Genomic DNA, 22,423 nt, shown 5'->3' on the forward strand with positions numbered 1-22,423 from the left:
CCTATCCTCTTAAGTTTCCGCAAACACCACCATGTCCAACATGTATATATGAAACTTTACCTATTATGGGATAGAAGGTGCACGCTTAAACTTAAAAAAAGATGACAAATTGGAGAAAGGCCACTATAAAAGTGGCCTATGCAGATAATACTTTTCTACCTTTTTGGCGACGAGCAGCAAGAACTTTACGTCCGTTCTTTGTGCTCATTCTTTTGCGGAACCCGTGAACTTTTTTCCGTTTACGATTGTTTGGATTAAAAGTTGGTTTCATTATATCCACCTCCCCTGAGGAATAAGCCAATACATTAGGCATTCTCAAATATTATATGGGTCAGCCTATCTGATGTCAAGAACCAGGTGAAAACCACTTGCTGGTATTTCCTTCTTCAGTCCCTTTTTTATTCCTTTACAACGAAGCTAAAAAACTGTATCACTCCCTATTAATACAGTTATGGAACGCCTGAATCTTCTGGTGAATTATTTCCCAAACAGGTTTGTGGAAAACCATGAAACAAATTTCAACCTGTATCGACATTTTATACCATGCAGTTTCCACAAGTTATGGTGCTGTGAACAAAAAATTACCACAATCTGTAGTAATTGTGGATAAGGTGTCAAAATCCATTGATTGTCCGTGTTTTATCTGCTATCATAAATGTGTTTTAACGCGTGGAAAAGGGAGTGGTGGAAGAGTGTTATCCACACCTTGTGGATGAATTTGTGGACAACTTATCCACGGCTGTGCGCGTTTTTTTCGGTTACATTGTGGATTATGGGCGAAATTTGTCGTAACTCCATCTTCATAAAGAATTGATCATATAAAAAATCTCCACAAAGATTGTGCATAAGTGTTGGGGGGAAAGAAATGAAAGCAATTAAAACATTATGGGAAAAAGCCCTTTCCATAATTGAAACGAAATTAAGCAAGCCCAGTTATGAGACCTGGTTAAAGTCTACAAAGGCAACAGTGCTGGATGAAGATACACTGTTCATCACAGCGCCCAATGAGTTTTCGCGTGACTGGCTAGAGTCGCGTTATGCGGATTTGATTACGGAAACATTATATGAAATCACCGGCGAAAATATGAAAATAAAAATTGTCACGTCTGAGCCGGACCCAAATTTTGATACCCCGATGCCAAAGCGAGTGGAGGACAAAAAAAATATCACTCCTGAAGAATCTCCTGGCAGTCTGTTAAATTCAAAATATGTTTTTGATACCTTTGTTATTGGTACAGGAAACCGCTTCGCCCATGCCGCTTCACTCGCCGTTGCAGAAGCCCCAGCGAAGGCCTATAATCCTTTATTTATTTATGGTGGCGTAGGACTTGGGAAAACCCATTTGATGCATGCGATCGGTCATTATGTATTGGAACATAATCCATCGGCTAAGGTTGTTTACCTTTCCTCGGAGAAATTTACGAATGAATTTATCAACAGTATCCGGGATAATAAAGCCGTCGATTTTCGCAATAAGTATCGCAATGTAGATGTCCTTTTGATTGACGATATTCAATTTTTAGCGGGAAAAGAACAAACCCAAGAGGAATTTTTCCATACATTTAACGCTTTGCATGACGAGAGCAAACAAATTGTTATTTCTAGCGATCGTCCACCAAAGGAAATTCCAACACTAGAGGACAGGCTGCGCTCTCGTTTTGAGTGGGGATTAATTACAGATATTCAGCCACCGGATCTAGAGACGAGAATTGCTATCCTACGCAAAAAGGCCAAAGCAGAAAATTTGGATATTCCCAATGAAGTCATGGTCTATATCGCCAATCAAATTGATACAAACATTCGTGAATTGGAAGGGGCGTTAATCCGAGTCGTTGCCTATTCTTCCCTGATTAATCGGGATGTTGATGCGGAGCTTGCTGCGGAGGCGCTGAAAGATATCATTCCATCAAGCAAGCCGAAAATCATTACAATTATTGATATTCAAAAGGTTGTTGGAGAGCATTTCGGACTGAAGTTAGAAGATTTTAAAGCAAAAAAACGCAATCGGTCCGTGGCCTTTCCAAGGCAAATTGCCATGTATTTATCAAGGGAACTGACCGAGCATTCCTTACCTAAAATCGGTGAGGAGTTTGGGGGACGTGACCATACGACAGTTATTCATGCGAACGAAAAAATCACGACAACCTTGAAAAATGATCCAAACTTGCAAGACACCATTAAAGAATTGATTGAAAAAATTAAAAACCTGAAATAAAAATTATCTACTTTTTAACTCCCAGGTAAAGGGCAGTCTAACCACAACCTATCCACATGTGAATAGACTGTTCCTTTTTTATGTCAGGGCAGTTTTCCACAAATCCACAGCACCTATTACTATTACTGTTAAAAAATAATAAGATATAAGGTATAATAATATGAGATGTTTTCAGGATTTAGACGGAACAATTTTATTTTTTTAGAAAGGAATATTTTACAATGCACTTACAAATTCATCGCGACCAAATGACACATGCCATTAATGACGTGAGTAAGGCGGTCTCTTCGCGAACTACGATTCCCATTCTTACCGGGATTAAAATTTCCAGTCATTCAGAAGGGATCACCTTAACAGCCAGTGATTCCGATATATCAATTGAATATACGATTCCTTTGGAAGAGGATGGGAACCTCTTTGTAGATATTAAACAGCATGGGAGTATCGTACTCCCTGCGCGTTATCTCAATGACATCATTCGGAAACTTCCCTCAGAATTTGTTGAACTCCATGTGAATGACCGGTTCTTATCCACGATTCGATCTGGACGATCGGAATTTAATTTAAACGGTCTAGATGCAGAGGATTTCCCAAGGCTTCCACAGATAGAAGAGGAAAAGGTCTTTAGTATACAGAGCGATATTTTAAAAATGATGATCAAACAGACGGCTTTTGCTGTTTCTACGACAGAAACACGGCCGATTTTAACTGGAATTATGTGGGCTTTGGAGGGGGATCAGCTGCAATTCGTCGCTACCGACAGCCACCGTTTGGCCAAAAGGCAAGCCACTGTAGAGGCCTTACCAGAATTAGCCTTTGAAAATATCATTATTCCAGGAAAAAGTCTGCTTGAACTAAATAAAATCTTACCTGACAATGATTCGCTTATCGATATTGTTGTTACAGACAATCAAATCTTGTTTAAGACCGATCGAATTTTATTTTATTCACGGTTGCTTAATGGAACCTATCCCGATGTAAACCGGATTATTCCATCACAAAGTAAAACAAATATTATTTTAAACACAAAAGAGTTTTTACATGCGATAGAAAGGGCATCCTTATTAGCAAAGGATGGTAAAAACAATGTTGTAAAATGCTCCGTCGATTTAGGTGGAGTGATGGAAATTTCATCAACGTCTCCAGAGGTTGGAAAAGTGACGGATGAAATAGAGATTAAAAGCATAGAGGGGGAGGAGTTAAAGATTTCCTTCAATGCCAAGTACATGCTCGATACGTTGCGTGTGATGGATAGCGAGGAAGTTCAAATTAGCTTCACCGGTGCGATGAGTCCGTTTATTATCCAGCCTACAGATGCAGAACAAATGCTGTATTTGATTCTTCCTGTTCGAACCTATCAATAAGCTAGGATGGAGGTGAGGGTATCTTGCAAGAAAAGACAGTCCCGATAGATACAGACTACATTACACTGGGACAGCTGTTAAAATTAACCGATGCTGTGAACTCTGGTGGTCAGGTGAAGGCCTTTTTGGCAGAGGCACATATTTTAGTAAATGGGGAAGAAGAGAATCGTCGTGGAAAGAAACTATATCCGGAAGATCGCGTCGAGATCAATGGTCTTCATTCCTTCGTGATTGCTCGTTCTTAGTACTAGCGTAAGCCAAGGGAGGACGAGAAACTTGTTTTTGAAGGAATTGGAAATTAAGCAGTATCGAAATTATAGCTATCAAAACCTTTTCTTTACGAAACCGATTACCTTGTTTCTTGGTCAGAATGCCCAAGGAAAAACCAATTTGATGGAATCCATCTATGTGTTGGCAATGACGAAGTCTCATCGCTCAACGAAAAATAAAGAATGGATTGCCTGGGAAGAGCAATACAGTTGGATCAAGGGGCAGATTGAACGAAAAAGAGGACCTCTGCGTTTGGAAATTCAGTTGACTGAAAAAGGAAAAAAGGCGAAAATAAATGGATTGGAGCAAAAAAAGTTGAGCGACTATATCGGTGCGCTCAATATTGTTATGTTTGCTCCGGAAGATTTAAGTATTGTAAAAGGTTCGCCGCAGCAGAGAAGAAGGTTCCTGGATATGGAACTTGGACAGATCTCTCCGATGTATTTGCACCACTTAGCTCAATATCAAAAGGTTACCAGCCAAAGAAACCAATGGCTGAAGGAATCCACGAAAAATAAAGGATTTGCAGACCTGCTAGAGATTCTTAATCTGCAGATGGCGGAGCTTGCGATCAGGCTGACGGTAAAGCGGTTGGAATTCCTGGTAAAGATGGAAAAATGGGCTGGTGAGATCCATCAAAATATAACCCAAGGAAGAGAGCATTTGACTATCAAATACCAACCTTCCTTTCAAATAGATCCTAATGCTTCTTTCGATGATTTGACAGAAGCTTATCTTGTTCAGTTGGCCAAGCTAAAAGAAAGAGAAATCTCCCGAGGCACCAGTCTTCTTGGGCCACATCGAGATGATTTTCATTTTTATATCAATCAAAATAATGTGCAGCAATTCGGCTCACAAGGGCAGCAGCGAACAGCAGCGCTTTCTCTTAAATTAGCAGAAATCCAATTGATTTATGAAGAGGTAGGAGAATATCCAATTCTACTACTGGATGATGTTTTGTCAGAATTGGATGCTTCACGGCAAACACACCTGCTTGATGCGATTAAGGACAAAGTACAGACTTTTGTCACGGCCACTGGTGTAGAAGGGTTGAAACATCAAACTATTGAAGAAGCTTCCGTATTCCGCATTCACGCGGGCGAAGCCACTCAGGAGAAATGAGGTCGATGTATGTTTATCCATATCGGTGGAGATACCGTTGTCAGAGCATCTGATGTGATTGCGATTATTGAGCGCAACATGGAATCTTGCAGATTAACACGGCAATTTCTAGATGAAAAGGATAGCAACCATTTATTGCTTCGCATTAGCAAGGAAGACACAAAGTCGTATGTTGTAACCAAAGAGAAAGTCTATTGTTCCCCTATCTCATCTTTAACTCTCAAAAGAAGAGCGAATTTTGTCAGCAGTATAGAAAGTAGGTGATATCCTTGACTACTGAAAATCATTCTTCCTATGATGCCAGTCAAATACAGGTTTTAGAAGGTTTGGAAGCGGTTCGGAAACGTCCAGGGATGTATATTGGCTCTACCAGCAGCAGAGGATTGCACCATCTGGTTTGGGAAGTGGTCGATAACAGTATCGACGAGGCATTGGCAGGCTATTGCACACATATCGAAGTCACCGTTCATGAGGATAATAGTGTCTCTGTCACGGATGATGGCCGGGGAATCCCAACTGAAGTTCATGAAAAGACCGGGAAATCAACGGTTGAAACCGTGTTAACCGTGCTGCATGCGGGCGGTAAATTTGGCGGAGAAGGCTATAAGGTTTCCGGTGGTTTGCATGGTGTAGGGGTTTCTGTAGTGAACGCTTTATCGGAGATCGTTGAGGTTGAAGTGAAACGGAATGGGAAGATTCATAGGCAACGATTTGCTTATGGCGTTCCAGAGACCGATCTGCAAGTCGTCGGCGATGCTGAAGAAACAGGAACGAAGGTAACCTTTAAGCCGGATGCAGAGATTTTTACAGAAACAACCGTTTATGATTATGAAATATTGCAGAAGAGGTTGCGCGAAGTTGCCTTTTTAAACCGTGGGATTCGTATTACGTTAACCGATGAGCGTACGGGCCGTCAGGATACGTATAAATATGATGGCGGGATTATTTCCTTCGTCCAATTCTTGGATAAAAATAGAGAGAGCTTATTTGAGCAACCGATCTATGTTTCTTCCCAAAAGGATGGAATTTTTGTTGAGATTGCTTTGCAATATAACGATGGGTATGTTAGCAATATCTATTCCTATGCCAACAATATCCATACCCATGAGGGAGGAACCCATGAATCTGGGTTCAAAAGCGCTCTCACGCGCGTCATCAATGAGTACGGAAGAAAGAACAATATTCTTAAAGAGAAGGATGAAAATCTGACTGGTGATGATGTGCGGGAAGGATTAACCTGTATCATCAGTGTGAAGCTTCCCGAACCGCAGTTTGAAGGCCAAACCAAGACGAAGCTTGGCAACAGCGAAGTGAGAAGTATAACAGAGTCGGTTTTCACACAAACATTCACTGATTATTTGAATGAACATCCAGCAGTAGCAAAGAAAATCTTAGAGAAGGCTACAATGGCTTCGCGGGCAAGAGAAGCGGCCAAGAAGGCAAGGGAATTAACCAGACGCAAAAGCGCCTTGGAAGTCAGTGCCCTTCCTGGGAAACTAGCTGATTGTTCTTCCAAAGATCCTTCCATCAGCGAAATTTATGTAGTTGAGGGAGATTCCGCCGGAGGATCGGCAAAACAAGGTCGTGATCGTCATTTTCAAGCGATCCTGCCGCTGCGCGGAAAGGTCATTAATGTCGAAAAGGCAAGGTTGGATAAGATTCTCTCGAATAACGAAATCCGTACAATTATTACGGCACTTGGGACAGGGATCGGCGAGGAGTTCGATTTATCCAAGGCGCGTTATCACAAGCTGATTATTATGACCGACGCCGATGTGGATGGTGCGCATATTCGTACCCTTCTGCTTACTTTCCTATATCGCTACATGCGGGAATTGATTGAGGCAGGTTATGTTTTTATTGCCCAACCGCCGCTTTATAAGGTGGCCCAGGGGAAAAACATTCATTATGCCTATAATGATGCCCAATTAAAAGGGATCATGGGGCAGTTGCCGCAAAAACCTGAGCCCAATATTCAACGCTATAAAGGTCTAGGGGAGATGAATCCCGATCAGCTTTGGGAAACGACAATGGACCCGGATACAAGAACATTGCTCCGCGTGAGTTTGGAGGATGCCATGGAAGCGGATGAGATCTTTGATACGCTGATGGGGGACAAAGTAGAACCACGCCGAGATTTCATTCAAGAAAATGCCCAATATGCTACCAATTTGGATATATAGGCAACTAACGGAGGGATAGTGGAATGGCTGAACAGGAACGTTCCAGAATTATCGACCGTAATATTTCCCAGGAGATGCGCGAGTCCTTTCTTGGTTATGCGATGAGCGTAATCGTAAGCCGTGCCTTGCCTGATGTCAGAGACGGTCTGAAACCCGTTCATCGACGGATCTTATTTGCGATGAATGAGATGGGGATGACACCAGATAAACCCTATAAGAAATCAGCGAGGATTGTCGGGGATGTCATCGGTAAATATCATCCACACGGAGATTCTGCGGTTTATGAAACGATGGTGAGAATGGCACAGGATTTCTCCTATCGTTATCCCTTGGTGGATGGACACGGAAACTTCGGATCCATCGATGGCGATTCCGCGGCAGCCATGCGTTATACAGAGGCTCGTCTGTCAAAGATTGCCACGGAGCTGTTGCGAGATATCAACAAGGATACGATTGATTACGGGCCAAACTATGATGGAAATGAAAAGGAACCATTGGTGTTGCCTGCTCGTTTCCCCAACTTGCTGGTGAACGGCGCGGCAGGGATTGCAGTTGGAATGGCAACGAATATTCCTCCCCATAATTTAGGGGAAGTCATCGATGGGGTTCTCTTATTGATTGAACATGAGGAAATTACCATTCGTGATTTGATCGAAACTATTAAAGGTCCTGATTTCCCAACGGGCGCACAAATTATGGGGCGCAGCGGGATTTATCAGGCGTATGAAACGGGACGTGGATCGATTACGGTTCGGGCGAAAACGACCATTGAGGAACACAATGGAAAACATCGAATTATCGTGGATGAAATTCCTTACCAGGTAAACAAGGCGAAACTCATTGAACGGATCGCCGAATTGGTTCGCGATAAGAAAATCGATGGCATTACGGATCTGCGCGATGAATCAGACCGTAACGGGATGCGGATTGTAATTGAAATGCGCCGGGATATCAATCCACAGGTTTTATTAAACAATCTATTTAAGCATACCGCCTTGCAGACGACATTTGGTGTGAATATGTTGGCCTTGGTCAATGGTCACCCAAGAACGCTTAATCTAAAGGAAATGCTTACACATTATCTGGACCATCAACGTGTCGTCATTCGCCGCAGGACCGAGTTCGAACTGCGGAAGGCGGAAGCGCGCGCACATATTCTGGAAGGTCTGCGAATTGCCCTCGACCATATTGATGAAATCATCACCCTGATTCGCTCTTCGAGAACAACGGAAGAAGCACGCAATGGGTTAATCGAGCGGTTCTCTTTAAGTCATGAACAGGCGCAAGCGATCCTAGATATGCGCTTACAGCGTTTAACCGGATTAGAACGTGACAAGATTGAAGAAGAATACCAGGAATTGGTCAAGTTAATCGCTGAGCTTAAAGAAATCTTGGGCGATGAAAATAAAATTCTTGCTATCATCAAGGAAGAGTTAACCGAGGTTAAGGAAAAATATGCGGACCCGCGTCGTACAGAAGTGATGGCTGCTGCAGATGCCATTGAAATTGAAGACCTTATTCCAGAAGAGGAAGTTTGCATTACCTTAACCCATACGGGGTATATCAAGCGTCTTCCAGCTTCCACCTATCGCAGTCAACGCCGTGGGGGAAGAGGGATTCAAGGGGCGGAAACGAAGGAAAATGACTTTGTACAAAATCTATTCGTTACCAATTCCCATAATTATCTTCTCATCTTCACGAACCGCGGGAAGGTTTATCGGTTAAAGGCCTATGAGGTTCCCGAGTTGGGTCGGACGGCAAGAGGGACGCCGATCATCAACTTGATTCAGATTGAACAGGGGGAACAGGTAAAAGCAGTCATTCCTGTGAAGGATTTTGAAGAGGAAAACCGATTCCTGTTTTTCGCCACTAGGCAGGGGATTGTGAAACGGACCGAATTAAATGCCTTTGAACATATTCGCAGAGGCGGTCTCTTCGCCATTAATGTCAAAGAAGAGGATGAACTGATCGGGGTCATCTTAACCGATGGTAATCAGGACATCATCATGGGAACGAAGGATGGCATGTCGATCCGCTTTCATGAACAGGATGTACGTTCAATGGGAAGAACTGCTACCGGCGTTAAAGGAATTACTCTCGATTCTGGGGATGAGGTCATTGATGCGGATATGGTGGGCGACAATACGGATGTATTGATTGTCACTGCCGGAGGATATGGAAAACGCACGCCGATCGACGAATACCGTGTCCAGACTCGTGGTGGAAAAGGGATTAAAACCCTTCACTTGACAGAAAAGAATGGTCATGTCATTGCGCTGAAAGTAGTCAACGAGGAAAATGACTTGATGATTGTCACGGTTTCCGGCGTTATTATCCGACTCAATATTAAGGGCATCTCGACGATGGGACGAAATACGCAAGGAGTGCGTTTAATCCGCATTGAGAATGAAGAGGAAGTTGCGACCGTGGCCAAAGTAGAGTGTTCGGATGATGAGAATGCCGACGAGGATAAAAGTGAGGAAGAAGTAGGACAAGAATTAACTTTGGGAGAAGATACGGAAGCGGAATAAGGAAGGGAGGTACTCAACTATGAGTACCTTTTCTTATCTTGTTTCAAAAATAAATCGTTCACTAAACAAAAGGTCTAAAATCATGTTGGGAAACTTACGCTGACTTATATTTAAAAACTCATGAATGATAAACATTTCCTCTGACGTAAAAGAAAAGACGATCTCTCCCCAAAGCTCTGTTTCATAACGACAGAGCATACCCAGGATATACATGATTAAAAAATGGGCTGTCAGTTCGGGGATGTGGGAATGGGACTGCTGATACTGAAAAAAATGGTTTCCCTTGTAATCTTGAATAAATAAGTGGTTTTCAAATCCGTTTGGCGATTCAAACACATGAATTTTCTCCGGGTGATCCCAGCTCAAACGAATAATCCCTTGCGGGGTTTCAATCGGATGGTGAATAAACCTAGCTTTTCCCGTGTTATACCGATTGAGGAAGGAGATGAATCCTTCGTATGTCAGATGAAAATGATCCAGTACGCTTTCTGAAAGGTAAAAAGTCGTCACGGGAGAGGTATAATCGATATGCTTCGACAGATGCAGAGGAAGCAGGGAAACCTCGTGATACGTCTTTTCATAGCTCTCCTTTAACTCGGGGATGATGGATAATAATTGCTTGATCTTAATCTTCTCCCCAATCATATGTTGACTTTCGAATAGCTGAGTGATCAAGGGAAATAGGCCTTCCTTTTGCACCTTTACTTCATCTTCTGAAAACGTGTAATCTGACTTTTTCAGTTTCCTGCTCGTTACCCCATGCTGAAGCACTTTGGAGTGTGCCGGGTAATGCGGATCAGCGGTGAGGATTACGGCTTTTAAAAAACTAACCATGCCATAATATAACAAAAGCGGTTTCACTAAAATATTACTCGATTGTGCGGCAGAATAATATTCCTTTCCTTGTTTGATATTATAGATAAATTTTTGTGTGTTTTGAAAGGCATATTTAGAGGCTTCCTCACCGAAAGGGACTCGGTAAAACTGGGTTAGAAAATCCTTCACGTGGGGCTCGCTCTCAAAGTAAACAAACATGCTCCAGATTTTTTCCAATGGGTTTTCGCAAGTGATTCGATGAATTCTTTTCACAAACATCACCATTTCTCGCAATATTCGTTAAAACGTTTTATTGGCATTAAATTCTCCTGTATTTTTCTCTATTTTGTGTTCAAATCGCGAACAATATAAGACGTATCTTGACAGAAAAATATGGGTTTTGTTAAACTACGTCTAATTCATTTTGTAATCAGAAGGGATGGGAAAGAACATGTGGGAGAACAAATTCGTAAAAGAAGGTTTAACCTTTGATGATGTACTGTTGGTACCGGCAAAGTCTGAAGTGCTTCCTCGCGATGTCAAATTGACAACGAAATTAAGCGATTCCGTTGTGTTAAACATTCCCTTAATTAGTGCGGGGATGGATACGGTCACCGAGTCTGCTTTGGCGATCGCCATCGCACGCCAGGGTGGCATCGGAATCATCCATAAAAATATGAGCATCGATGAACAGGCTGAAGAGGTGGACCGGGTAAAAAGATCGGAAAGCGGGGTTATTACTAATCCGTTTTCTCTACGTCCGGAAGAGCAGGTAAACCGTGCGGAAGAAATCATGGCCAAATACAGAATTTCTGGTGTTCCCATCGTTGATCATGAAGATCATTTAGTGGGGATTATAACAAACCGGGATATGCGTTTTGTCCATGATTTTTCTATACCCATCTCCGAAGTTATGACCAAGGACAATTTGGTTACAGCACCTGTCGGTACGACTTTAAAGGAAGCAGAAACCATTCTGCAAAAGCATAAAATTGAAAAGCTTCCACTTGTCGATGAGAACAACATTCTCAAAGGCCTGATTACCATTAAGGATATCGAAAAAGCGATTCAATTCCCTAATGCGGCGAAAGATCAACAAGGTCGATTGCTAGTTGGTGGAGCTATCGGGGTTTCAAAGGATACGTTTGAACGTGCTGAAGCGTTAGTTTCACATGGCGTCGATTGCCTTGTCGTAGACACGGCACATGGACATTCCCAAGGCGTTTTGAACACGGTCAAAGAACTTCGCAACAAGTACCCGGATTTAACGATTATTGCTGGAAATGTAGCTACAGGTGAAGCCACCCGAGCTTTGATTGAAGCAGGAGCATCGGTTGTGAAGGTGGGGATTGGACCCGGATCGATATGTACCACACGCGTGGTTGCCGGAATCGGGGTTCCGCAAATTACAGCGATTTACGATTGTGCAAGCGTAGCACGGGAATATGGGATTCCGATTATTGCAGATGGTGGAATTAAGTACTCAGGGGATCTTCCTAAAGCGATTGGCTCGGGAGCAACGGCAATTATGATCGGAAGCCTGTTCGCCGGATGTGAAGAAAGTCCAGGGGAATCCGAGATTTATCAAGGAAGACGTTTTAAGGTCTATCGTGGAATGGGCTCTCTAGGGGCAATGAAAGAAGGAAGCAAGGATCGTTATTTCCAAGAAAACGAGAAGAAGCTTGTTCCTGAAGGAATTGAAGGAAGGGTGCCATATAAGGGACCGATTTCTGAAGTGATCTTCCAGTTGATTGGCGGGTTGCGCGCGGGAATGGGATATTGTGGAACGCCTGATTTAGAGTCTTTGCGTGAAAATGCAAAGTTTATCCGAATCACCAATGCCGGTCTTGTAGAAAGTCATCCGCACGATATTCAAATTACGAAAGAAGCACCAAATTACTCTTTCTAAGTCGGGAATTTTCCCGGCTTTTTCTTTTGGCCCCCCACACTTTGGTCCTAGAACACGAACCGTTTTTTCGGATGTTCGTAATGGACAAGCTATGGTACAATGTTCATTGGTTTAAATTTTGATTAGAGAGGTGAAATAGGGTTTGAATTTGACAAAGAAGGGTTTCCTTGGATTTCTCGTATTTTCTTTATTGCTGATGTTTGTTTCTCCATCAACACCATATGCTTCGGCTGCTTCAGCCGGGATTAATCTAAATGTAAAATCTGCGATTATGGTTGAAGCTTCAACCGGAAAAATATTGTATAAAATGAACGAAAATGAAGCACTCCCACCGGCAAGCATGACCAAGATGATGACTGAACTGCTTGTCCTCGAGGCGATTAAAAGCGGAACGAAAAAGTGGGAGGATAAGGTTAAAACCTCTGAATACGGATACTTTATGGGGAGATATGGAGGTTCTCGAGTATACCTAGGAATGGGTGAAGAGAGAACGATAAAAGAGCTTTATGAAGCGATGGCGATTTATTCCGCCAATGATGCGACCGTCATGCTGGCGGAAACGCTCGCTGGAACAGAAGAAAATTTTGTAAAAATGATGAATCAGAAGGCACAGGAAATAGGGATGCAAGGGACGCACTTCGTGACCAGCAGCGGCTTTCCTGCAGAAGAATTAGGTGAATTCGCCCCATCTGATACAAGCGAGCACGTGATGTCTGCAAAGGATGCAGCCATTTTGGCACGGGAAATTATTACGAAATTCCCAGAGGCCTTGCAAATTTCCTCTATTCCAAAGAAATGGTTCCGTGAAGGGGAATCCGGCCAGGTGAAAATGGATAACTGGAACTGGATGCTGCCTGAGTTGGTTTACGGGTATGAAGGGGTAGACGGTTTAAAAACAGGACACACGGACGCTGCGGGATACTGCTTTACAGGAACAGCCGAACGGAACGGGATCCGGATCATTACCGTGATCATGGGGGCTGGAAGTGAAGCCGAGCGTTTCGGTGAAACAAGAAAGCTGATGGATTATGGGTTTTCCAATTTTAAAATGATGTCGATGCTTCCGAAGGGTCAAACCATTGACGGTTTTGAACAAGCGGAAGTGAAAAAAGGGAAAGAGTTAAGCGTGGAAGCTGTACCAGAAAAAGAAGTGGTGCTTCCTGTACGCGTTGGCGATGAAAACAACTATAAGCCAGTAGTTAAATTCAATGAAGTAATGGCTCCGGTTGAAAAAGGGCAAGCTATTGGAAAAGTGAATGTCGAATATACAGGACAAGACGGTTTTGAATTCCTTCGTCCTACAGATGAACAAGCTGCACAAATCAATATGGTGGCGAATCAAGAAGTGGAGAAAGCATCCTGGATTCGTTTATTCTTCCGGGCGATTAATAGCTTTATTGCCGGGATCTTCGGGGGAATCGTCGATACGATTAGCGGTTGGTTCTAGTGAAATATTACAATCTCTGAGTGGGTTGGTTGTCTTTTTCGAAGGGATTATGTAAAATGGGGATAAAATGTGAAAACATTCCTATGAATCGATTTTAGGGGGATTAATGATGATAGAAACAGGTACTTCACGGGTAAAACGTGGAATGGCAGAAATGCAAAAAGGCGGCGTCATCATGGACGTTATCAATGCTGAGCAAGCGAAGGTTGCAGAAGCAGCAGGTGCTGTAGCTGTTATGGCGCTAGAAAGAGTTCCGGCAGACATTCGCGCAGCAGGCGGGGTAGCTCGTATGGCTGACCCAACGATCGTGGAAGATGTTATGAAGGCTGTTTCCATTCCTGTAATGGCAAAGGCTCGGATTGGACATTTTGTCGAAGCAAAGGTATTGGAAGCACTTGGCGTCGATTACATCGATGAAAGTGAAGTATTAACGCCTGCTGACGAGGTATTCCATATTAATAAAAAGGAATTTACTGTACCGTTTGTTTGTGGTGCTCGCGACTTGGGTGAAGCGCTTCGTCGTATTGGCGAAGGGGCTTCCATGATTCGGACAAAGGGTGAACCTGGAACAGGGAACATCGTTGAGGCTGTTCGCCATCAACGCATGATGCAAAGCCAAATCCGCAAGGTTCAAGCGATGTCTTATGACGAGCTAATGGCGGAAGCCAAAAATCTTGGGGCTCCTTACGAGTTGTTAGAATACATCCATAAAAACGGAAAGCTTCCTGTTGTAAACTTTGCCGCTGGTGGGGTAGCAACACCTGCTGACGCAGCTCTAATGATGCATTTAGGATCCGATGGGGTGTTTGTTGGTTCCGGGATCTTCAAGTCTGACAACCCAGAACGCTTTGCAAAAGCTATTGTTGAAGCAACTACGCACTATGAAGATTATGCATTGATTGGACAGCTTTCCAAGGACCTTGGCACAGCAATGAAGGGAATAGAGATTTCTTCCTTATTGAAAAATGAGCGCATGGCTGAGCGCGGTTGGTAAGGTGAATTCTCTATGAAAGTTGGAGTATTGGCCCTTCAAGGGGCAGTAGCTGAACATATCCGCCTGTTAGAACAGGCGGGGGCAGATGCCATTCCTGTTAAAAAGGTCTCGCAATTAGCAGAAATTCAGGGACTTGTTCTTCCTGGCGGGGAAAGCACTACGATCGGGAAGCTGATGAAACAGTACGGTTTTGATACGGCACTACAGCAGTTTCATCAAGAAAAGAAACCCATTTTTGGTACTTGCGCAGGAATGATTTTGTTGGCTAAAGAAATTGCCGGACAAGATTGGAACCATTTGGGCTTGATGGATATGAAGGTTGAACGAAATGCCTTCGGAAGACAACGCGAGAGCTTCGAAGTAGATCTTGATATCAAAGGGATTCCCGAGGACTTCCGGGCTGTCTTTATTCGTGCCCCATTGATCTTGGAAGTGGGCAAGAATGTCGATGTCTTGGCTAGTCATGATGGACAGATTGTCGCGGCGAGACAGGATCATCTGTTGGCGATTTCTTTCCATCCGGAATTGACGGACGATGAAAGAGTGCATGGCTATTTCCTAGAGATGGTTCAGGAATATCGTGGTGTGGAAACTGTTTAGCAGATAATATACAAAGCGATGACGGGAATAGTAGTTGACAATAGCTGGTCTAGAGAGTCGACGGTTGGTGCAAGTCGAACTAGCTAGTTAATGAATCCACCCTTGAGCTTGGATGTTTTAAAGAGGAAGATGGCTATTTTGCAGGGCTATCTTTAAGTAGGGTGGCAACGCGGGTTCAAATCTCGTCCCTAATTTAGGGGACGGGATTTTTTTATTAGGGCTTTTGGCCCCTTTTCAAAGGAGGAATGAAGAGTGCTTGATGTGAGAAGGTTAAGGAACGATTTAGAAGGTGTGAAAGAAGCCTTAAATCATCGCGGGGATTACACAGAGCAATTGAATCAATTCACCGGTCTAGATGAGAAGAGAAGATCCTTGCTGGTGGAAAGTGAATCGTTGAAAAACAAGCGCAATACCGTTTCCGAAGAGATTGCCGTTAAGAAACGCAATAAGGAAAATGCGGATGACTTAATTGCTGAAATGAAAGGCGTATCGGAAAAGATTAAGGAATTGGATGAACAGATCCGCCAAGTGGAAGAGGAATTGGACCAGCTTTTGTTAACGCTCCCTAACGTGCCTCACGAAAGTGTACCGATTGGAAAATCCGAAGAGGATAACATTCCAGTTCGTCATTGGGGGGAACCGATGGACTTTTCCTTCGAGCCGAAGGCCCACTGGGATCTGGCGACAGACCTTGGGATTCTAGATTTTGAAGGGGCTGCAAAAGTGACGGGAAGCCGCTTTGTCTTTTATAAAGGCTTGGGTGCCCGTCTGGAACGCGCGTTAATCCAATTTATGCTCGATCTTCATGTGGATCAGCATGGGTATGTGGAAATCATGCCGCCATATATGGTCAATCGGGCGAGTATGACCGGGACTGGGCAATTGCCAAAGTTTGAGGAAGATGCCTTTAAAGTGGCTGGAACGGATTACTTTTTGATTCCCACCGCTGAAGTACCGGTAACTAATTATCATCGCGAAGAAATTTTACCTGGGGAAGAGCTGCCCATTAGATATACAGCTTACAGCGCATGTTTTCGTTCCGAGGCTGGATCTGCCGGACGCGACACCCGCGGACTGATTCGCCAGCATCAGTTTAACAAAGTTGAATTGGTGAAGTTTGTAAAACCCGAAGATTCCTATGATGCCTTGGAAAGCTTAACAGCCAACGCGGAGAAAGTTCTTCAATTGTTAGGATTGCCGTACCGTGTATTGTCTTTATGCACAGGCGATATCGGCTTCTCCTCGGCAAAAACCTATGACCTTGAAGTCTGGTTGCCAAGCTATGGAACCTACCGTGAGATTTCCTCTTGCAGTAATTTCGAGGATTTCCAGGCCCGCCGAGCCAATATTCGCTTCCGCCGCGAAGCCAAAGCAAAACCAGAATTCGTCCACACCCTGAATGGTTCAGGACTCGCCGTAGGCCGTACCGTTTCCGCAATCCTTGAGAATTACCAACAGGAAGACGGAAGTGTGATGATTCCAGAGGTACTTCGTCCGTATATGGGTGGGAAAGAGAAGATTAGTAAGTAACGGTAGAGCGGAAGGTGACTTCCGCTTTTTCTTTTTTGGGCGGGTCAATAGCGGAAAAATTTCTCTTATAGTGCGAGCCTTTCCCTATCTTCTTCAGCTCTATGGGGGCTATCCCTTACCCTCAGTATGTTTTTCGGACTGAGATGAGAGGGATGATCGAGTTTGAGTCCGAATTCCAGTCTGATTCGGACTGATTTGGGGGAAACCAGTGGTTTTGAGTCCGAATCCTGGACTCCGAGACTCCTCCTACCCCACCCACCCTATCAGGATTCCCTGTTATAGGGTTACCGCTATAGCCCCCCCTATAAAAACGTGATTTGATACTCACAGTGCTCATCCCCATTGACATTACACTTCACTTCGCGGATTGAAAGTTTCCGCTTCCATACCTTCGATAAGGCCCCTTCTAGTATCGCGCCCTCTAAATCACATACCATATTCCCATATTGAGCAGGCAGACCCTCACAAAAACAATCCTCTACGGCAATATGGATTCCTCTTTCTTCTTCCTTGACGATTCGTGGGATGCCGATTTTCAGTTCCTTAAACACTTCCAAAACATCTTCAACCGTTTCCACAGGCAAGCTTTCCCCAATTTTGCGGCCGATGGTCACGGTGGTGCTTTTCCCTTTCATCGGCAATCCTTGGTACATCCCAATTAATCGAATGGCCCGAAATAATTCCAGTGGAACCTGGTTCCCCAGTTTGCTGCGGCGGATTTCTTTCATATCTGCAAAGGTGAAACCATCCATAACTATTTCCTCCTACATTTCTCTATTTTCCTCATTATGGCAAAAAATCAATCATTATCACTTGATCTAAATCAAGGTTTTACAGGTAGTCAATCGGTAGTATTAGGGTAAAAGAGAAACCAGGGGGTGTTCGGATGATTCCGCACCTGAAGGAAAAACGAATCATCGATAGTGATCTACTCATTCATTTGTTCGACCAATTTAACCAAGGGATTCTCATTGTTGATTTGGAAGGGCGAATTGTTTCTGCCAACGCCATGTTTGCAAACCTTACAGGGTATTCCCTTTCCGAGCTGATCGGGCTGCCGTTCCATGAACTTCAGATTCACAAGGAGCAGATCGTGGACTGCCGTATGCCAGGTGAAAAGAAGACGAAGTGGCAGGGGGAGGTGCAAATGGACCGTAAAAATGGCGAGCAGCGGACCTTATGGCTTGAGATCTTTCCCGTGAGGAAAAATGGGCGGGTCACTCAATTCGTTTACCTCTATGCACAACCGCAAACTATGGCTTATCAGGATTCATTGACCCGGCTTCCCAATCGGAGATGCATCCATGACTATCTCAACACGGCCCTGGCCACCGCCCATGATCAACGGCAAATATTTGCCGTCCTCTATGTGGATTTAGACCGTTTCAAGATGGTGAATGATACGCTTGGGCATGCGTCAGGGGATCAGCTCCTAAAAGAGGCGGCACAGCGCCTAAAATCCTGCCTGCGTGAAAGGGATATGGTATCTCGGATGGGCGGAGATGAATTCCTTGTCCTGTTGCTCGACATCAAAGGACAGCAAGAGGCAGAAGAAGTGGCGAAAAGAATATTAGCTAGTCTAACCAATCCTTTTTTCCTGCAAGACCAGGAGGTTTACATTACCGCAAGCATCGGAATTAGTCTCTACCCTTACGATGGGGATGATCGAGAAACCTTAATTACTGGGGCAGATGCCGCGATGTACCGGGCAAAGAGGCAGGGAAGAAATCTTTATGAATGGTCGAAGCCAGAGCTGCAGGCAGGGAGTTTTGAACGATTAATCCTGGAAAATAGCTTGCGTAAAGCCATCGATCAGGAGCAATTGCTGTTACACTATCAGCCGCAGTTGGATCTAAAAAGCAATCAAATATTATCGATGGAGGCCCTATTGCGGTGGCAGCATCCAGATTTAGGACTAATCCCGCCGGGGGAGTTTATCCCTTTGGCTGAAGAAACGGGATTGATTCAATCGATTGGAGAGTGGGTGATCTATTCTGCGTGTACCCAGAATAAAGCATGGCAAAACCAGGGATTGCCTCCGGTCCGTGTAGCCATCAATTTATCAGCCACCCATTTGCTGCAAAAGAATCTTCCGGAAGTCGTTGCAAAGATCTTACAGACAACAGAGCTGGAACCGCAATGGCTAGAGCTTGAAATCACCGAGAGTGCGATTATGCAAGACAAGCAGACAGCCATTCAGGTCCTAGATCAGTTAAAACAAATGGGGGTTCATTTATCCATTGATGACTTTGGTACAGGGTATTCTTCTTTAAGTTATCTTAAGGAACTGCCTATAAATACGTTAAAAATCGACCAGTCCTTTATGCGGGATATTCAAGAGAATGAAAATTCACGTGCAGTGACCTATGCGATTATTTCTCTTGCCCATCATTTGGATTTAAGTGTCGTGGCGGAGGGCGTAGAAACTGAACAGCAGTTAGATCAAATGCGCGAGAAAAACTGTGATGCTATTCAGGGTTTTTGGCTTAGCAGACCTGTTCCACCTGAGCAGGCGGAACAGTGGATGACTTATACATTGGAAAGGGGTTGCCTAGAATGATTGAAGTTAAACAAGAAGGGAATCGTAAAGTAATTGATGTTCGGGAGTTGATTAACAGCGGGAGACATCCGCGAAATGAGATTATACGAGAAGTACAGATGGCACCAGTGGGAACAGTTTTTGAGGTGCATTTGCCACATCCCGCTCCCCCGCTAGTTGCAAGCTTTGAATCGATGGGTATGACTTGTATTATGAACCAATTGAATCATGATCACTACCGTCTGATCTCTGTCAAACTAAGCTAGGAGCCGGCAAGATCGAGGAGACCCTTAGGATCAAGGATTTGCACATCCTTCTTGCCGATTAATCGAAGGAATCCTAGCGATTCAAAATAGACCAGTTTTCGACTTAATGTCTCTGGCGTCGTTCCAATCAAAGAGGCAAAATCCTTTTTGGAAATAGGCAATAGAACTTGTTGGTGATTGATTTTGGTTTTTTCATGGAATAACAAGAGGGCTTTGGCTAATCTTCGCTCTACCTCTAAGAGACTAATGGTCGAAATCCACTCATCTGCTTGATGCAGTCGTTCACTTAAAGCTAACAAAAAGCGGATGGCCATCGCTGGGTTCCTTTCCAAGACGGGAATGAAGTCCTCCCGATGAATCTCACAAACCGTTGTCGGTTCGAGAACTTCAGCGTTGGCGTAGTGGTTTTTATTTTCAAGCAAAGAAAATTGTCCGAAAAAATCCCCGGGAAATAATAGCCGTATAATTTGTTCCTTTCCCTCGTCAGAAAGCTTGGAAAGTTTAATAAGTCCTTCGTGGACAACAAACAGTGTATTGGACGGATCGCCCTCTTGGAAAATGTACTCTCCCTTATCATAGCAATGACGATATGTCACCTTTTGCAGGAGCTCGGCCTCCTCATCCGTCATTTCAGTAAAAACAGGAACGTGTCGAACGCAAGTTTCAGCGTGGTTTTGATGATCACAGCTCATCTTGAACACCTACTTCCAATCTCTTTGGTTTTACCGTAGCAAAAGAATAGAAATTTTTCCGTGTTCAATATCACTAATCAACGATCACTTTCCAATTGTTGTTTAAGGTTGCTTCAATAGTCCCCTTTTCCAAAATATAATTGGCAATCAACTCCGAGACGTCAATGAGAATATCGCGTACAACCGGTTTACCCACATACATCGGATAGTCTCCACCGCCTACCGCTCGGTAATTATTCATCACCACTTCATATTCTCCATCCATCGTAATGGGCTTTCCTTTATAGGATAAAGAAACGATCCGCTCGCCAATCGGCCTGGATATATTAATCAGGTAGTCAATCCCTTCCCACATATCATAATTATAGTGCTGGGGTTTAGGTGTGGTGAAGGTTGGGTTGATTTCAATGTCGCCACCTGTATACGTTTGAAAAAACGAAGCAGACCTTTCCAAGGCATCTTTTATATCTTGTCCTGTTAAGCGCAGGACACGCAATGTATTCGGATAAATATAGTTGGACACGATATCGCGCATGGTTACATGGGAGGAAAAGCCGGCAGATTGATGATCAAACAGGGCGGTACTGGAAATATCCGCTTTTCCATAGGTCATCTGGACTTTGTTAATAAATTCAATGAAAGGATGATCCTTCAACCACACGTCCATCGGGTTGCGAATGGTCAAATCCCCTATAACCATGCCGATCGGCTGATCCAGCCAGCTTTGCGTTCTGGTCTCATACGGTTGAATTAAATGCAGCACTTGTGGATCAGGTGTAGCCGTTTCGACGGAAAGGAGTTCAGATTTTTTTTCAACAATTCGCCATTCATCCTCGTGCTTTTCCAAAGTTAAGGAAACTTTACCGATAAACAATCCTTGGGAACCAGGTTGAACGATGAGTGTTTGATTAATTTGTTTTCCTGCAATTCTCCGATGCTGATGCCCGGTTAACAGCACGTCAATTTCCGGAAATTCCTGACAAATTTGATAGCCTTGATTTTCTCCATTCAAGGGCTCAGACGGATTTCCATCCTCTAGATCCCGCTCAAATCCGCCGTGGTAGGACACAAACAGGACATCCACTTTTTCCTTTTTCTTCACGTAAGACACCCATGGTCGAAGCGCTTCTAAGGCATCAAGGAAGTCAAATTGTTCGATATGTTTCGGGTTTTCCCAGTGGGGGATGTAATGAGTGGTGAGCCCAATGATGCCGACCCTCACACCGTTTTCTAGCGTCTTAATTAAGTACGGTTTCCCAAAAGAAGGTTCTCCTCTATCTTTATCAAGGATATTGGCAGACAGCCAAGGAAAATCCGATTCCTGAACCGCTTTGTGCAAGACCTCTGGACCATAATTGAACTCATGGTTTCCGGGGACAGCGGCATCATACTTTAAATGGTTTAAGATCGTCACCATCGGATCTCGTGGTTGATTGTCTATACGAGCATGGAAATAGCTTAAAGGACTGCCCTGAAGCAAATCCCCATTATCGATCAGGATCAGATTTTGTTCTTTCTCCCTCTCCTTTTTAATCAGCGTGGCTATTTTTGCTAACCCGCGTTCGATGGGGTGATTCGTGGCATATTGAATCGGAAGAACATTTCCGTGAATATCACTTGTTTCTAAAATCGTTAATTTGATCTGATGGGCCTCTGTCAAAATCCATACATCCCTTCAAAAAAATCCTACACTAACACTATACTAGGGTCGGAACGTTTGTCCAATAGTTGATGAAAAAAGTATTTAAAAAACATATTGACCAATTGGAATTGCAGGGATTACAATATAAGTAATAAAAAAATAGTGATCCTTTTCTTATCCAGAGAGGTGGAGGGACTGACCCTGTGAAACCTCGGCAACCAGCAAACCTAATTTGCCCGGTGCCAATTTCAGATAGATGAGAAGCTTGTTTTGGCGTTTACGACGAACAACCCTTCTCTGATG

At 43.8% G+C, this 22,423-nt stretch carries 19 protein-coding genes, 1 riboswitch and 1 other annotated feature; of the genes, 14 read left to right on the plus strand and 5 right to left on the minus strand.

Annotated features, from left to right (window positions below):
- Positions 1–136: 136 nt before the first annotated feature.
- Entirely contained in the window at positions 137–274 is a 138-nt protein-coding gene (gene rpmH / locus J2Z37_RS11390) for a 50S ribosomal protein L34 (RefSeq protein ID WP_209810571.1), read from the minus strand.
- 591 nt (positions 275–865) lie between these two features.
- Here rpmH and dnaA point away from each other — a divergent pair.
- The 7 genes from dnaA (at position 866) to gyrA (ending at position 9,685) form a co-directional block, all read left to right on the plus strand.
- Entirely contained in the window at positions 866–2,215 is a 1,350-nt protein-coding gene (gene dnaA / locus J2Z37_RS11395) for a chromosomal replication initiator protein DnaA (RefSeq protein ID WP_209810394.1), read from the plus strand.
- A gap of 221 nt (positions 2,216–2,436) precedes the next feature.
- On the plus strand, positions 2,437–3,579 hold the full coding sequence (gene dnaN / locus J2Z37_RS11400; protein ID WP_209810395.1) for a DNA polymerase III subunit beta: 1,143 nt from the start codon (positions 2,437–2,439) through the stop codon (positions 3,577–3,579).
- A 23-nt stretch (positions 3,580–3,602) separates the two neighbouring features.
- Entirely contained in the window at positions 3,603–3,824 is a 222-nt protein-coding gene (gene yaaA, locus J2Z37_RS11405; protein ID WP_209810396.1) for a S4 domain-containing protein YaaA, read from the plus strand.
- Positions 3,825–3,855: 31 nt separating this feature from the next.
- Positions 3,856–4,971, plus strand: coding sequence for a DNA replication/repair protein RecF (gene recF / locus J2Z37_RS11410; protein ID WP_209810397.1), 1,116 nt, complete (start codon positions 3,856–3,858; stop codon positions 4,969–4,971).
- Positions 4,972–4,980: 9 nt separating this feature from the next.
- A complete protein-coding gene (gene remB, locus J2Z37_RS11415; RefSeq protein ID WP_209810398.1) occupies positions 4,981–5,235 on the plus strand; it encodes an extracellular matrix regulator RemB in 255 nt (84 codons plus the stop codon).
- A complete protein-coding gene (gyrB, locus tag J2Z37_RS11420; protein WP_209810572.1) occupies positions 5,235–7,154 on the plus strand; it encodes a DNA topoisomerase (ATP-hydrolyzing) subunit B in 1,920 nt (639 codons plus the stop codon). Before remB ends, gyrB begins: the two co-directional genes overlap by 1 nt.
- A gap of 23 nt (positions 7,155–7,177) precedes the next feature.
- Positions 7,178–9,685, plus strand: a complete 2,508-nt coding sequence (gyrA, locus tag J2Z37_RS11425; protein WP_209810399.1) for a DNA gyrase subunit A — start codon at positions 7,178–7,180, stop codon at positions 9,683–9,685.
- A gap of 33 nt (positions 9,686–9,718) precedes the next feature.
- Here the strand turns inward: gyrA and J2Z37_RS11430 are convergent, their stop codons facing one another.
- A complete protein-coding gene (locus J2Z37_RS11430) occupies positions 9,719–10,774 on the minus strand; it encodes a YaaC family protein (protein WP_209810400.1) in 1,056 nt (351 codons plus the stop codon).
- A gap of 178 nt (positions 10,775–10,952) precedes the next feature.
- Here J2Z37_RS11430 and guaB point away from each other — a divergent pair, with 178 nt between their 5' ends.
- The 5 genes from guaB to serS all read left to right on the plus strand — a co-directional run bounded on the left by guaB (position 10,953) and on the right by serS (position 16,981).
- Entirely contained in the window at positions 10,953–12,410 is a 1,458-nt protein-coding gene (gene guaB / locus J2Z37_RS11435; protein WP_209810401.1) for an IMP dehydrogenase, read from the plus strand.
- Positions 12,411–12,552: 142 nt separating this feature from the next.
- Positions 12,553–13,857, plus strand: a complete 1,305-nt coding sequence (locus J2Z37_RS11440; protein ID WP_245203745.1) for a D-alanyl-D-alanine carboxypeptidase family protein — start codon at positions 12,553–12,555, stop codon at positions 13,855–13,857.
- A gap of 109 nt (positions 13,858–13,966) precedes the next feature.
- Positions 13,967–14,851 carry a pyridoxal 5'-phosphate synthase lyase subunit PdxS gene (pdxS, locus tag J2Z37_RS11445; RefSeq protein WP_209810402.1) on the plus strand — a complete coding sequence of 295 codons (885 nt, stop codon included), beginning with the start codon at positions 13,967–13,969 and terminating at the stop codon, positions 14,849–14,851.
- A 12-nt stretch (positions 14,852–14,863) separates the two neighbouring features.
- Positions 14,864–15,451, plus strand: coding sequence for a pyridoxal 5'-phosphate synthase glutaminase subunit PdxT (gene pdxT, locus J2Z37_RS11450; RefSeq protein ID WP_209810403.1), 588 nt, complete (start codon positions 14,864–14,866; stop codon positions 15,449–15,451).
- Between the two features lie 9 nt (positions 15,452–15,460).
- Positions 15,461–15,644: a binding site (T-box leader), on the plus strand.
- Positions 15,645–15,703: 59 nt separating this feature from the next.
- Positions 15,704–16,981 (plus strand): serine--tRNA ligase, encoded by a 1,278-nt coding sequence (gene serS / locus J2Z37_RS11455; protein ID WP_209810404.1) that lies wholly within the window; start codon positions 15,704–15,706, stop codon positions 16,979–16,981.
- Between the two features lie 302 nt (positions 16,982–17,283).
- Here the strand turns inward: serS and J2Z37_RS11460 are convergent, their stop codons facing one another.
- Positions 17,284–17,733 (minus strand): V4R domain-containing protein, encoded by a 450-nt coding sequence (locus J2Z37_RS11460; protein WP_209810405.1) that lies wholly within the window; start codon positions 17,731–17,733, stop codon positions 17,284–17,286.
- Between the two features lie 134 nt (positions 17,734–17,867).
- Here J2Z37_RS11460 and J2Z37_RS11465 point away from each other — a divergent pair, with 134 nt between their 5' ends.
- Both J2Z37_RS11465 and J2Z37_RS11470 read left to right on the plus strand, forming a co-directional pair.
- Positions 17,868–19,541, plus strand: a complete 1,674-nt coding sequence (locus J2Z37_RS11465) for a putative bifunctional diguanylate cyclase/phosphodiesterase (RefSeq protein WP_209810406.1) — start codon at positions 17,868–17,870, stop codon at positions 19,539–19,541.
- Positions 19,538–19,786, plus strand: a complete 249-nt coding sequence (locus tag J2Z37_RS11470) for an amino acid decarboxylase (protein WP_209810407.1) — start codon at positions 19,538–19,540, stop codon at positions 19,784–19,786. The genes J2Z37_RS11465 and J2Z37_RS11470 overlap by 4 nt, the downstream gene beginning before the upstream one ends.
- On the opposite strand, the gene J2Z37_RS11475 is transcribed toward J2Z37_RS11470, so the two are convergent.
- Both J2Z37_RS11475 and J2Z37_RS11480 read right to left on the minus strand, forming a co-directional pair.
- The gene (locus J2Z37_RS11475; RefSeq protein ID WP_209810408.1) at positions 19,783–20,478 is read right to left on the minus strand and encodes a Crp/Fnr family transcriptional regulator; all 696 of its coding nucleotides are present in this window, start codon (positions 20,476–20,478) and stop codon (positions 19,783–19,785) included. The two genes, J2Z37_RS11470 and J2Z37_RS11475, sit on opposite strands and share 4 nt — an antisense overlap.
- A gap of 73 nt (positions 20,479–20,551) precedes the next feature.
- A complete protein-coding gene (locus tag J2Z37_RS11480; protein WP_245203746.1) occupies positions 20,552–22,138 on the minus strand; it encodes a bifunctional metallophosphatase/5'-nucleotidase in 1,587 nt (528 codons plus the stop codon).
- Between the two features lie 153 nt (positions 22,139–22,291).
- Positions 22,292–22,383, plus strand: a riboswitch (SAM riboswitch).
- Positions 22,384–22,423: the final 40 nt, after the last annotated feature.

Source organism: Ammoniphilus resinae, from assembly GCF_017873965.1.
Taxonomy (GTDB): domain Bacteria; phylum Bacillota; class Bacilli; order Aneurinibacillales; family RAOX-1; genus Ammoniphilus_A; species Ammoniphilus_A resinae.